The sequence below is a fragment of the Thermodesulfobacterium hveragerdense DSM 12571 genome (genome assembly GCF_000423845.1).
GTDB classification, from domain to species: Bacteria; Desulfobacterota; Thermodesulfobacteria; order Thermodesulfobacteriales; family Thermodesulfobacteriaceae; genus Thermodesulfobacterium; species Thermodesulfobacterium hveragerdense.
In genome coordinates, this window is record NZ_AUIT01000019.1 from 25,329 (window position 1) to 38,661 (window position 13,333).

A 13,333-nucleotide genomic window follows, 5' to 3' on the forward strand; every position below is an offset into this window, starting at 1 on the left:
ATAAATTTTAATCCAAAACTAAACAAAGGAAAGGGAGGGTAGCGAAGTGCCACATCACAAGTCTGCCAAGAAAGAGTTAAGACAAAGCGAAAAAAGAAGGTTAAGAAATCGAGCCTTCAAAAGCAGGGTGAAAACAGAGATTAAAAAGTTTTTAAATTATTTAAACGCTCATGACTTAGAAAAAGCTGAAGCCCAATTAAGAATCGTTCAAAGCTTACTTCATAAAGGGGTTTCTAAGGGCATTTTCCATTGGAAAAAGGCTGCTAATAAAATCTCTAAACTTTTTAAAAAGTTCGAATCAGCCAAAAACAAAGCTACTACCCATTAAAAATATTAAGGGGATGTAGCTCAGCCTGGGAGAGCGCCGGAATCGCACTCCGGAGGTCGGGGGTTCGAATCCCCTCATCTCCATTAGGTTAAGATGATCTTTTATTTTTCTTTTTTATCAATTTTTCAATTCTTACCTATTCTTATGATAGTCATTTTAAAATTTCTATCGATTTTTATCCTTTTTAGTTTGTGTTTTTGATTCCAAAATTTTTTGACAATTCAAAAAATTTTGGTATATTTATAAAAACTTTATAAGGTGTTTTATGTTTGATTTTTTAAGAAAAGGCGCTACTTCAGTTTTTGCTAAGATCTTTTTAGCGGTAATTATTATTGTTTTTGTCTTTTGGGGTATCGGAAGTTTCGTTACTTCAGAAAAAGACCTCGTTGCTAAAGTAAACGGGATTTCTATCACAGGCAAAGAATTTCAAGAGTTTTACAACTTTCAGTTGTTTCGTTTAAAGCAAACCTTTGGTGAAATTAGCGAAGAAGACCTTAAAAAACTTAATCTAAAAAAAGAAGTCCTTGATGAACTTATCAAACTAAAACTCTTAGAAGATTATGCTAATAAAATAGGTCTCAAGATTTTACCAGAAGAAGTGAGCCTTAGCATAGCTCAAATTCCATCTTTCCAAGAAAACGGAAGGTTTAATCCCCAAAAATATCAGATGGTATTAAGAGAGTTAGGTACTACCCCAAAGTTTTTTGAAAAACTTGTTTATTATGACATTTTGCAACAACGATTAAAACTTCTTTTGACAACTCCTATTGTGGTTTCAGAAGAAGAAGTTAAAGATTATTTGAGGTTTGCAAAACAGGAAATTGAGTTGTTAGAAGGTATTTTACCCCTTAAAGCTTGTATAGAAAAGATTAATCATACAGAAAAAGACTTGGAAAATTATTATCTTACCCATAGAGATATTTATAAAGAAGAAGAAAAGATTAAGCTGGCTTATCTTTTTATTCCTTATGACACTTCTTCAGAAGTAACAGAGGCTGAGCTTAAAAGGTTTTATGAACAAAATTTAGATCGTTTTAAGAGGCCTTTTAGTGCTAAGATTAAAACTTTGTTGGTTGAAGCCACAGATGATACTTCCTTAAAAAAAGCTCAAAAAATCATAGAAGAAACAAAACATGCCAAGGACCTTAAGGTTCCTGCTAAATGGGTAGAAGAAGGGGTATTGTCAGAAGAAATAAAAACTGCACTTAAACAAAGCAAGGAAGGGCAGGTTTTAGGACCTTTTAAGGTTTCTTCGGGATATTTAATCATAGGAGTTGAGGCTATCAAGCCAGAAGGAATAGCTTCTTTTGAGGAAGTAAGAGAGGATATTTATAAATTTTTAAAAACAGAAAAAACAAGAAAGGTTACTCAGGAAAAGGCTAACAAGATTTATTCTGAAATTATGAAAGAAAATGAATTAAAGACATGGGCAGAAAAAAATAAAAGCAAACTTTTTGAAACCAATTGGTTAACCAAAAAAGAATTTTTAGACCAGTTTCAAAATCCTCAACTTGCCAAAAAGGTTTTTGAAGCCCCGAAAAGAGAATTTTTTGCTCCTTTTGAAACCACTAAAGGGTTTATGATCTTAGAAATTATTGATAAAAAACCCGCAAGGTCCTTAGAGTTTGCTGAAGTAAAAGAAAAGGTTAAGCAGGACTATCTTAACAGCAAAGGAAAAGAGTTGTGTGAGCAAAAAGCTAAAGCCTTTTTAGAAAAAGTTAAATCAAAAACAGATCTAACCAAGGAAGTTTTTGAAAATGAAGGATTCCAGACCAAAGAATATCGTTTAACCAGGATGGAGATTCCTCAAACATTTTCTTCTAACATAGCCCAATTGATTGCTAACATAGGCTCTCCCAAAGTAATAGACAATATCGTGTGGGACAGAGGAAACCTTAAGATTTTTGGCATAAAAACCATTAAAAATTTTAACGGCACTATTGAAGATACAGAATTTCAACAGGCATCCTTGGTTCTTCTAAATCAAAAAAGAGACAAGTGGTTTAAGGAATGGTATCAAAAACTATTAAAAAAATCTAAGATAAAAACTTATACTTTATTTGAGAAGTTTTAGCTGATACCTTTTATGAAAAATTTAAAAAATATATAAAAAGAGGTGTTTTATGCCTAAAAGGACAGACATAAAAAAGATTTTAATCATAGGTTCAGGGCCTATTGTTATAGGGCAGGCTTGTGAGTTTGACTATTCTGGAAGTCAGGCTTGCAAGGCTTTAAAAGAAGAGGGTTATGAGATAGTTTTGGTTAATTCTAATCCAGCTACCATCATGACCGATCCTGAGATGGCAGATCACACGTATATAGAACCTTTAACTCCTGAGGTAGTAGAATACATTATAAAGGAGGAACGGCCTGATGCTTTACTTCCCACCTTAGGGGGGCAAACAGGTTTAAACATTGCCTTTGCTTTAGCTAAAAAAGGAGTTCTTGAGAAGTATAACGTTGAGCTGATAGGAGCAAATGCTAAAGCTATAGAAAAAGCTGAAAGTAGAGAACTTTTTAGAAAAGCGATGGAAAACATAGGATTAAAAATACCAAAGAGTTTCATAATCACTTCTTTAAACGAAATAGAAAAGGCAGCCAAAGAACTTGGTTTTCCTATTATAGTCAGACCAAGTTTTACGTTAGGCGGAACAGGAGGAGGGGTAGCCTATAACATAGAAGAGCTAAGAGAAATCACAGAAAAAGGTTTAGAGATGTCTCTTATTCATCAAGTAATGTTAGAGGAATCGGTTCTTGGATGGAAAGAATTTGAGCTTGAGGTGATGAGAGACTTTAAAGATAATGTGGTCATCATTTGTTCTATAGAAAACTTTGACCCTATGGGAGTTCATACTGGAGATTCTATTACTGTAGCCCCTGCACAGACTTTATCCGATGTAGAATATCAGAAGATGAGAACGGCTGCACAGGCTATCATCAGAGAGATAGGGGTAGAAACTGGAGGGTCAAACATTCAGTTTGCGGTTAACCCTAAGAATGGAGAGATGGTTGTAATAGAGATGAATCCCAGGGTTTCCAGGTCTTCGGCTTTGGCAAGTAAAGCTACAGGCTATCCTATAGCCAAAATTGCCGCCAAACTGGCTGTAGGTTATACCTTAGACGAGTTACCTAATGACATCACTAAAGAGACAAAAGCAGCCTTTGAACCTACGATCGACTACGTGGTGGTCAAGATACCTAGGTTTACCTTTGAAAAATTTCCAGAATCTCCAGACGAGCTTACTACTTCTATGCGTTCTGTTGGTGAGACGATGGCCATAGGTAGAACTTTCAAAGAGGCTTTACAAAAGGCTATAGCAGGGCTTGAGATAGGAAGGTTTGGATTTGGGGCTGATGGAAAATCTCCCTCAGACAACGGCGTTATACTTCCGAAAGAAATCATCAAGGAAAAGTTAATCAAACCTAACAGTCAAAGATTGTTTTACATAAGAGAGGCCTTTAAGTCAGGTTTTAGCATAGAAGAAGTCTATCAGCTTACCTGGATAGATCCATGGTTTTTATATCATTTAAAAGAAATTTTTGACAAAAGTGAAGAAATAAAAGGCAGAACTTTAGAAAGGTTAACCGCAGAGGAGATAAGGGAACTCAAACAAATGGGATTTACTGATTACCAAATCGGATTTCTTACCAATACTGATCCTAAAAAGGTAAGAGAATACAAAAAATCTTTAGGGATAAAGCCTACATTTAAACTTATAGATACCTGTGCAGCTGAGTTTGAAGCCTATACCCCTTATTTTTATTCTACATATGAAGTTGAAAATGAAAACCGGGTTACAAAAAATAGAAAAGTTCTGATCATAGGTGGAGGGCCTAACAGGATAGGACAGGGTATAGAATTTGATTACTGTTGTGTTCACGCCTCTTTAGCTTTAAGAGAAAAAGGTATCGAAGCTATCATGGTCAATTCGAACCCTGAAACAGTTTCTACTGACTATGACATTTCAACCAGGTTGTATTTTGAGCCTTTAACCTTAGAACATATCCTTAACATCTATGAAGAAGAAAATCCAGACGGAGTAATAGTTCAGTTTGGAGGGCAAACCCCTCTTAACCTTGCGGTACCGCTTTACCAGGCAGGAGTAAAGATACTGGGTACATCTCCTGAAAACATAGACAGAGCAGAAAACAGAGAGAAATTTGAACAGCTTCTTGGAAAGTTAAATCTTAGAAGACCTAAAGCAGGTACTGCTTATAGCGAAGAAGAAGCTATCAAAGTGGCTAATCAAATCGGTTATCCCTTGCTTGTCCGTCCTTCCTATGTGTTAGGTGGAAGGGCGATGAGAATAGTCTATTCTGAAGAAGAGTTAAAAGAGTTTATAGCTACAGCTGTTAAGGTAAACCCAGAACATCCGATTTTAATCGATAAGTTTTTAGAAGATGCTATAGAAATCGATGTCGATGCTATTTCCGACGGAGAAATGGTGGTAGTAGCAGGTATCATGGAGCACATAGAAGAAGCAGGTATTCATTCTGGCGATTCTGCTTGTATATTACCTCCTCTTCATATCCCACCTAAACTTTTAAACGAAATCAAAGAAGCTACAAAAATGCTTGCTAAAGAATTAGAGGTAAAAGGTTTGATAAACATTCAATTTGCTATCAAAGAAGACGAAATCTATGTTTTAGAAGTTAATCCGAGGGCTTCAAGAACGGTACCCTTTGTGTCTAAGGCTATTGGGGTACCTTTGGCAAAACTTGCTACTTGGATTATGTTGGGCTATTCACTAAAGGAAATAGGGTTTACGAAAGAAGTGGTGCCTTCTTATTACTGTGTAAAAGAAGTGGTTTTTCCTTTTAAAAGATTCCCTAAGGTAGACGTAATCCTTGGCCCTGAAATGAAGTCTACAGGAGAAGTTATGGGAATAGATTGGGATCCAGCTTTAGCTTATGCCAAAGCACAGCTTGCTGCAGGGATGAAGCTTCCTACCTCTGGTACGGTGTTTGTTTCGGTGAAAGATGAAGACAAACCTTTTACGATACCAATAGCTAAAACTTTACAAGAATTAGGTTTTAACTTGATAGGTACAGAGGGGACCTGTAAATTTCTTTCCTCTTTTGGAATACAAATAAAAGAAGTACCCAAGATTTCAGATCTAAAAAGACCTAACATCTTAGACCTTATTAAAAATAAAGAAATAGTGCTTGCGATTAATACAGCCAAAGGTAAGGAAAGCAAAGAAGATGCCTATCTTATCAGAAGGTATACGATGGAATTAGACATTCCTTATGCTACTACTTTGTCTTGTGCCAGGGCTATGGTGGAAAGCATTAAACGGCTAACGATGAAATCTTTCTCTTTTTCTTCTTTACAAAAATATTATAGCTATCTTGATTATAGTTTTTATAAAAGATAAAGGATTTCTCCAGTTGAAACCTCGATAAGACCTTCTTCAGAATTTAGGATTAAACTCCCATAAGGAGTAATTTCAGTTACTTGAGCTATAAGATAATCATCCAGGTCTATGTTATATCCGTAGCCTACACACCTTCCTAAGGTATCTGTAAATTGCTTGAAATCCTCTATTACCAGATTAGTTACGGGCTCTTCCTCCCGGATTTTTTGTTCAAACCATCTTAAAAAACCAAAATAATATCTTAGCCAATAGACTAAAACTTCTAACAATTCTAAAATAGAGACTTTTTTCTTTAGTAAATTGCCAAAACTTTCCGAGGGTATACCTTTAGGAAGAGGGTTGTTTACGTTTATACCTAATCCTATAATATACCATTCATTATACCTTTCTATCAAAACTCCACCCAGTTTTTTTCCGTTTATATGAAGGTCGTTTATCCATTTAACCTTAGCTTGAGCAATCCCAAAATGTTTAGCACACCTTACCATGGCAAGACCAGGTATTAGAGATATCAAAGAGACATGTTCTTCGAAAAACTCATCGTACAAGCTTAAGGATAACCAGAGTCCTCCTTTTTCAGCAAACCATTTTCTGTTAAACCTACCTTTAGCCTCAAGAAGCATGTCTGCTCGTATAATCCTTCCGTTGGCTGTACGAGGATATAGTTTTATAAACTTTTTAGCTGTTTCCATAGCTCGAGGAAGGATAGGAAAATGCCAGATTTCTTGGCCTATTTCTGGAAAAAAATTAGAAAAATCAAGATTAAAAGAAGGATTTAAATAGGCCACTCTTCTTTTATACGGGAAACTATCTTTTCTAAGTAAGGGAGTTGTTCTTCAGGACAAAGCCCAATTAAAGGTTGTTCCCTTTCAACCAGTTGAAAAGGTTTAAAATAGATATTGTAAATTAAGAAAACACCATCTTCTTTAAAAAGAATAGGGGTCTCACGCTTCATAAAGGTCATGATCAAGAGCTCATCTCCTTTTTTTATCCTTACTTTATGAAGTCCTTCTTTTTCTATCTTAGCTGCTAATCCAGGACTTAATACATACTTTGCCGTTTCAGGAGCTTTTACAAGGTAAAGGGCAGAAAGTAAAATTTCAGAAATTATCTCCTGTTGAGAAAGTGGATGTTTAATCTCAAGTATCGTTTCCTCAGCCTCAACAAACCTACCTAAAAGGTCTGTCCTTAAGTTTTGTACCCATCCATTTATATGAGCTCTTATAGTCTTTAAATTTTTTTCCCTTTCTAAAACAAAAAGAGGGGTACCTGGTTTTTCTAACCACTTACCAGAAGGACCTTTTACCTCATCTCCTTCTTTTACCAAAAATTCTCTTATATAGCCGGTGTGTATGGTATTTACTTTGAAAATTTTATAGGGATTGGCTTTAAACTTTTGGAGAATAACGTTAAGGTGTTCGTACTCGATCTTCATGGTTTATTACCTACCACCTGTAGTATAGATTTTTGCCTCCCATCGTAAGTAAAGCGGTAAAAAGCTTTTTCCTCAGTTCTCTTCTGTCCCAAATACCCTGGATATGCCCTCTTTTTAATGCGTTTTCTGCACTATGATAATCTGGAGGAACGTCTTGTCCTGTGGTTTCTCTTATCACTCGAGGCCCTGCAAATCCTAAACGAGTAGATTTTAAAGCGAACTGATAAGGTGCTGCTCCTAAAAAGCTGGCTACAGGTCCAGCATAGGAGTTGTTATCATAAACAACGATGTAAAGCCCTCCTTCATCTACGTAATCCTTTACTGCCATGGTGCATCTTGGCATTTGTACCACTCCAAGGGTTCCTTCATGTATCCTTATACCTCCGGTAGTATGCACCAAAGCTAAAAATGGACGTCTGGTAAGTTTAGCTAATTCTATCGCTCTTATAAACTTTTCACCTTCTGCTACCCCAACTGTACCTTGTCTAAATTCAGCTATCAACATTATCGCTATCAAAGAGATACCACCAATTTTGGCCTCAAAGGATATAAGACCAGAATTTAGTCCTGTTTTTTTTCTTGCTGCTTTTAGTTTTTCCGCATATCCTTCAAACTCTAATGGATTAGTTGAAGCAATCTCATCGTTAAAGGTGCGGATACTGTTTCTATCAAAAATGTTGTTAAGATACCATTTATACTCTAAAGGAAAATGATATCCACAGTTAGGACAAACCCCACAAAACTCTCCGTAAAGGTCTGGGACCCAGAGGTCAGGACAACCATATTTTTCAGCTTGAGGGCAAGTAATCGTTTTGTCTTCTAAACCTAAAGGACTTATGTAGGTTGGAATGTCATCATCTTGTAAAGAAGGGGTTAAAAGCTTAGGCCCGGTTTTTTTTCCTACGATTAGATTATATACCGTTTTTATAGGGTCAGAAACAGGTTTTAAAAGCAAGGTAGATTCACTGGTAAGTTCGTTTAAAAACTTTTTAAACGTTTTCTGACCTTGTTTTAAAATTTTGTAGTTTATTTCGTTTTTAAACTTTACGCTTAAGTTATGTCCTAAGTCAAAGAAAGATTTGAAAAGAGTCTTATTTTCATGTATGGCCCATTGGGTCATTTTTCTGTATTTTTTATATCGATTTTCTATTAGGATTTCTATCTCATCTTCGTCTAAATCCCAGTTTACATAATACTTAAAATTTTCTGTTTCTTGTTTAGAGGCAGCATATTTTCTTAAAAATTTAATACTTCTTGTTTGAAGGATAACTTCGTCTGTCGCTCTTATCAATTCAATCTTTAATCTTTTAAAAAATTCATAGTCCTTTCTTCTGGCTCCAAGTAATGGTTCTGGAACGATTCTATCTATGTTTCCAAACTTAAGGTTATCTTTTGCGGTAAGCTTAAGAGCTTTTGCACATTTTTCTACTAGTTCTCTTGGAGGACGCCCATCACTTATTTTTGCCTCTATCGCAGCAGCTCCTTCTGGGCTTATGACAGAGTAGTAGCCTTTTTCAGCCATCAACCTCATGTCTGCAAGACCGATAGCTTCAGCTCCTCCAGAACCTCCTTCGGAAATAAAGGATATGGTGGGTACTCTTAGTTTTGCCATATAGTAAAGATTTTTGGCAATCTGTTGAGCAGCTCCTGGATAATCCTCGATAGGATAGGCACCAGGAGTAAAGATAAAGAAATGAATGGGAATCCCTTCTGTTTCCGCCATTTTCATATAACGCAAGGCCTTTTCATTACCCCAGGGTTTGGCACTACCTCCTTCTCTAAACTCCTCTCCGTGTCCTTTTTCGTGGCCTATTACCATTACCTGATGAAAGAAAATTTCGTCTCCTACTTTTCTTACAAGCATAGCCTTAGCACATACTATAGCAGGATCTATATTTATTTCTCCTTCCCCTCCAAGTTCCATATAGGAGTCATAAACGTTTTCTAAAATATCCTGCAAAGTAAACCTTTGAGGATGCCTGGTTATCTTTACTATTTCATAAGGGGTAAGAGTTTTTTCTCCTTGCTCTAAAAGGATATCAAGCTGTTCTTTGGTTTTTTTTACAAAATCTTCTAAATAGGATGGTTCGTATTGATAAAAATTATCATAAACCTCAGAAATTTTATTTATCAGTGAGTTTATCCCAAAAAAGTCTTCTCCTTTGATGTCCCTGATGTAAGTAGCTGTTTCTAAAAGGTTCTTTAAGGTTTTATATAGTTCTATCTGCATAGGCCTTAAGCCTCGAGAAATTTATAAAGAAATTCTGTTTTTTCTTTTAAAAAAGAAATGTTGGTTTTTAACTCTTTTCCGTCAGAGGTAATCCCTTGTATGATTATTTGGTCTAAGAGGGTTAAACCTCTTTTTTTGGTTTCCTCAAAGGTTTCTCCGTAGACGATAGCTAAAGCAAGGTTTGGGTCAAACTGAGTAGGAATGGCGTAGGGTTTATCTTGAGGTACATGGGTTCTCATCGTAAGCCAAGGCAATTCTGGCCAGCTAATTTGGGTTATAGTTCCACTTAAAGGAATAAAACCTTTTTTTGTGTCTTCTGCGATCAAACGGTATTCTATACTTGTTCCTTTAAACTCGATGTCCTTTTGAGAATATCCTAATTTTTCTCCAAAAGCTACCCTTATCTGTTCCTTTATAAGGTTAACCTGTTTATTTTCGATAAAAGAGATCTTAGCAGAAATTTCGTTTTCAACTTGGATCCTGGTATTAACCTCCATTAAATAGAACTTACCATCGGGAGTAACCAACCATTCCCAGGTTCCTACGCTATCATAGTTAAAGGCTTTAGCAAGTTTTATAGAATAATTAATGATTTCTTCTTCTACTTTTTTTGGGTCAAAACTGTAGGTTTCTTGATAGGAAAATCCTGGGGCTATTTCGATCCTTTTTTGTTTATAAGGGCTTTGAATGGTACAGTTTCTGGTTCCAAAGTGTACATATTCCCCATGTTTACTTCCTAAAAGCTGAACTTCTAAATGTTGAAAAACTGGGATCTTTCCTTCTATGATAACTCCTTCGTCTCCAAACAGTCTCTTGGCATAAGCCCTGATTTTTCTAAAAGTAGGCCTAAGTTCTTCCAAACTTTTAACCTCTTCGATTCCCATTCCTCCGCCACCAGCCACGGCCTTTACCAGAAGGGAAGGTTTTTGAACCCCTAAGGAACCGAGTTCTTCTAAAAGTTCTTCCTCTTTAAGCTCAGCCTCGATTTCATTGTAGACAGGCTCTGTTGTCCCTGGAATAACAGGGATACCAAGGTCTTTCGCAAGTTTTTTCATAAAAAGTTTATTCCCTAAGTCCCTTATCGCCTCCCAGGAAGGCCCGATAAAAATCAAAGGTCTTGACCTTTTTACTACCCTTCTTGCAAAACGAAAGTTTTCTGAAAGAAATCCATATCCTGGATGAACAGCCGTACATCCAGACTCGTCTGCTACAGCCAAAAGGTCGTTCATATCGCGATAATCACAGATACGATATTTTTCTTTGGCATATCTTACATGTAAAGACTCTTCATCTTCTTTAGTATAAACTACAACATAATCAACCCCTAAATCTTCACAAGCTTCCATTATACGTAAGGCAATCTCTCCTCTGTTAGCAATCAAAATCTTTTCTTTCATAAACAATACCTATTTATTAAAAAGATTTTTTAACAAAAAGCAACTCTCTCTTTCAGGACCAAGGGATAAAAGGGCTATAGGAACTTCAAGATACTCTTCTATGTATTTAATGTAATTTTTGACTGCTTCTGGAAGTACATCAAAATCCTTAAATTGACTAATGTCTTCTTCCCATCCAGAGAGTTCTTGATATATAGGTTCCACTTTTTTAAGTTTTTCAAGGTCTGATGGAAAAAAATCTATGGTTTGACCTTCATATTTATACCCTACACAGAGTTTTATGCTTTTGAGCCCAGACAATACGTCAAGCTTAGTAATAGCTAAGTTAGTAATACCGTTTAGTCTTACCGCAGTTTTTACCATCACCAAGTCTAACCATCCACACCTTCTTGGTCTACCGGTGGTGGCCCCGTATTCTACCCCCCTTTCTCTTAAAAGCTCTCCTAATTCATCATGCAGTTCAGTAGGAAAAGGTCCTTCTCCTACTCGAGTGGTGTAAGCTTTGACTATTCCTAAAACTGAGTTGATCTCTGTAGGACCTAAACCACTTCCGCAGCAGGCGTTTCCTGCTACAGTATTAGAAGAGGTCACATAAGGGTAGGTACCATGGTCTATGTCTAAAAAAGTTCCTTGAGCTCCTTCAAAAAGTATATTTTTGCCAGCTTTCTGGGCATTCCATAACAGTTGAGAAACATCTGTAAGATATGGTTTTAAATATTCTCCAAAAGCCAAATATTTTTCGTAAATTTCTTCAAACCTTAAAGGATCTGCGTTTAAATAACTTAACATAAAGTTTTTTTCCTCTAAAACTTTTTTTAGCTTTTCTTTGAAGGTTTCAGGATACGTAAGGTCTATCAACCTAAAACCTTTTCTCGCTACTTTATCTTCATAACAAGGGCCTATTCCTCTACAGGTAGTCCCTATTTTATTTTGAGCAGCTTTGGCTTCTCTTGCTATGTCCAATGCCTTATGATAAGGCATGATGGTTTGAGCTTTTTCACTTATTACAAGTTTCTTAGGAGAAAGGTCTAAACCTTCCTTTTTTAACTTTTCTATTTCGTTTATCAAAACCTCTGGGTCAACAACCACTCCATTTCCGATAACACAAACCGTATTGGGTCTGAAAATCCCAGAAGGGATAAGATGAAGTATATGTTTTTTTTGATTGATAACTAAAGTATGTCCTGCGTTGTTTCCTCCTTGAAATCTAACCACAAAATCTGCTTGCTCAGTAAGAACATCAACCACCTTTCCCTTACCTTCATCCCCCCATTGCGTACCAACCACAACCAAGGTGGGCATCCTTAACCTCCTGTAAAGTTTCCCAAAAATTAGATTATAACATAAAAAGTTTTAATGTAAATCCTCTCACTTGTCCCCTAATTTGCCGATAAAAATTTCCTTTCATGTTTTTCCCATTTTCCAATCTGTCTAAACGATTTATAATATCACCCATTAGGTGAAAATTCCCTAAACCTAAGAGGATTTCGTTATGCCTCAAAACTCTCTTAACTTCAAAATACTTAGAACTAACGAAAACCTAACCTCTCGTTCAGGGCTTGCTTTTGTTGATGCCTTTACCTGGTTCAAACAGAGTTTACACCGCCTGGCAATATACAAGCAGAAAAAAAGACAGCCAAGATGACTTGCAAGAGATTTCGTGAATATAGACCCATGATTACGGCATTTAAAGAGATACCTTTGATAGTCTATCATGAGTTTAAGGAAGGCAATAGGCATGACGGACATGTAAGGGCGATATAAGCAGCTTTTGAGGTTTTGCCTGAGGGCAAGAGGATAGTGCATCCATCGCTTGATTCTGAGTATTACAGTTCTTCGGTGCTAAATTATTTGATGAAAAGAGGGGTAACATTTTGTATAGTAGCAGATTTAGACAGAGCGGTAAGGAAGGCGATAAAGAGGATAAGGGAATGGAGGCCATACAGGGATAGAGATGGGATAAAGACAGAAAGGGAGATAGGGGAGACGGTACATGTGATGAACAAAAGGGAGGGAGCGTTTAGGCTTGTGGTGTTGAGGCAGAAGAAAAAGCAGCTGGATTTATTTAGTGATGAGGAGTATTTTTTGAGATGTCCCCATCTTGAGACACCTTTTATGTCACTACTCCTCTGAAACATGCCACACCTCCATTGGTGCCCTATATTCAAGAGCTGAATGAGGACGCTGCTTGTTGTAGTTCTCCACCCACTTCTTCACTATTTCCCGAACTTCTTCAAGGCTCACAAATTTCTACCTATCAAGCAATTCCTCCCTCATGCTCCGATGAAAACTCTCTATATGCCCATGTGAAAAGGTTGCCCCGGCGGTATCACTTCTTCCTCAATCCTCCACTTCTTAATCACCCTGCTAAACTCCTTCTCCCTAAACTCAAGCCCATCATCCCGCCTAAAAATCCTCGGTGACCCATAAATCTCACAAAGCCTGTCCAAATACTCAGCAACTGTTCTCCCAGTCAGTGAATAATCAACCAGCGGCTCAAAGGCTCTTCGACTAAAAACATCTATCACGTTAAACAACCTGACTACCCTCCCAGAAACTAATCTA

13 protein-coding genes and 1 tRNA gene are annotated in these 13,333 nt (G+C 36.7%); 7 read left to right on the top strand and 7 right to left on the bottom strand.

Translation table 11 applies throughout. The features are described 5' to 3' along the window. Window positions 1-46: 46 nt before the first annotated feature. The 4 genes from rpsT to carB all read left to right on the top strand — a co-directional run bounded on the left by rpsT (window position 47) and on the right by carB (window position 5,706). On the top strand, window positions 47-328 hold the full coding sequence (gene rpsT, locus G580_RS0106515) for a 30S ribosomal protein S20 (RefSeq protein ID WP_022855814.1): 282 nt from the start codon (window positions 47-49) through the stop codon (window positions 326-328). A gap of 9 nt (window positions 329-337) precedes the next feature. Then, window positions 338-411 (top strand) — tRNA-Ala (locus G580_RS0106520). A gap of 182 nt (window positions 412-593) precedes the next feature. Next, complete coding sequence (locus G580_RS0106525) at window positions 594-2,402, top strand: SurA N-terminal domain-containing protein (RefSeq protein ID WP_028841511.1); 1,809 nt, start codon at window positions 594-596, stop codon at window positions 2,400-2,402. Window positions 2,403-2,451: 49 nt separating this feature from the next. Further along, the gene (carB, locus tag G580_RS0106530) at window positions 2,452-5,706 is read left to right on the top strand and encodes a carbamoyl-phosphate synthase large subunit (protein ID WP_028841512.1); all 3,255 of its coding nucleotides are present in this window, start codon (window positions 2,452-2,454) and stop codon (window positions 5,704-5,706) included. Here the strand turns inward: carB and G580_RS0106535 are convergent. The 5 genes from G580_RS0106535 to G580_RS0106555 are packed head-to-tail and all read right to left on the bottom strand — an operon-like array spanning window position 5,694 to window position 12,070. After that, the gene (locus G580_RS0106535) at window positions 5,694-6,494 is read right to left on the bottom strand and encodes a biotin--[acetyl-CoA-carboxylase] ligase (RefSeq protein WP_028841513.1); all 801 of its coding nucleotides are present in this window, start codon (window positions 6,492-6,494) and stop codon (window positions 5,694-5,696) included. The two genes, carB and G580_RS0106535, sit on opposite strands and share 13 nt — an antisense overlap. Then, window positions 6,482-7,141, bottom strand: coding sequence for a biotin/lipoyl attachment domain-containing protein (locus G580_RS0106540; protein WP_028841514.1), 660 nt, complete (start codon window positions 7,139-7,141; stop codon window positions 6,482-6,484). Before G580_RS0106540 ends, G580_RS0106535 begins: the two co-directional genes overlap by 13 nt. 10 nt (window positions 7,142-7,151) lie before the next feature. Next, entirely contained in the window at window positions 7,152-9,371 is a 2,220-nt protein-coding gene (locus tag G580_RS0106545; RefSeq protein ID WP_083960829.1) for an acetyl-CoA carboxylase carboxyl transferase subunit alpha/beta, read from the bottom strand. A 5-nt stretch (window positions 9,372-9,376) separates the two neighbouring features. Continuing rightward, entirely contained in the window at window positions 9,377-10,768 is a 1,392-nt protein-coding gene (locus G580_RS0106550) for a biotin carboxylase N-terminal domain-containing protein (protein WP_028841516.1), read from the bottom strand. Window positions 10,769-10,777: 9 nt separating this feature from the next. After that, window positions 10,778-12,070 carry an adenylosuccinate synthase gene (locus G580_RS0106555; protein ID WP_028841517.1) on the bottom strand — a complete coding sequence of 431 codons (1,293 nt, stop codon included), beginning with the start codon at window positions 12,068-12,070 and terminating at the stop codon, window positions 10,778-10,780. A gap of 190 nt (window positions 12,071-12,260) precedes the next feature. On the opposite strand from G580_RS0106555, the gene G580_RS11475 reads away from it, so the two are divergent. Genes G580_RS11475 through G580_RS0106565 form a run of 3 tightly spaced genes read left to right on the top strand, consistent with a single transcriptional unit; the run spans window position 12,261 to window position 12,901 of the window. Further along, the gene (locus G580_RS11475; protein ID WP_156874797.1) at window positions 12,261-12,413 is read left to right on the top strand and encodes a hypothetical protein; all 153 of its coding nucleotides are present in this window, start codon (window positions 12,261-12,263) and stop codon (window positions 12,411-12,413) included. Beyond that, a complete protein-coding gene (locus G580_RS11865) occupies window positions 12,410-12,532 on the top strand; it encodes a hypothetical protein (protein WP_281168583.1) in 123 nt (40 codons plus the stop codon). The genes G580_RS11475 and G580_RS11865 overlap by 4 nt, the downstream gene beginning before the upstream one ends. 15 nt (window positions 12,533-12,547) lie before the next feature. Continuing rightward, entirely contained in the window at window positions 12,548-12,901 is a 354-nt protein-coding gene (locus G580_RS0106565) for a hypothetical protein (protein ID WP_156874798.1), read from the top strand. On the opposite strand, the gene G580_RS11975 is transcribed toward G580_RS0106565, so the two are convergent. Both G580_RS11975 and G580_RS10310 read right to left on the bottom strand, forming a co-directional pair. Then, on the bottom strand, window positions 12,890-13,012 hold the full coding sequence (locus G580_RS11975) for an integrase core domain-containing protein (RefSeq protein WP_083960818.1): 123 nt from the start codon (window positions 13,010-13,012) through the stop codon (window positions 12,890-12,892). The two genes, G580_RS0106565 and G580_RS11975, sit on opposite strands and share 12 nt — an antisense overlap. A 50-nt stretch (window positions 13,013-13,062) precedes the next feature. Then, window positions 13,063-13,333, bottom strand: a 271-nt coding sequence (locus G580_RS10310; protein ID WP_156874799.1) for an integrase catalytic domain-containing protein, incomplete at its 5' end; no start/stop codon positions are given.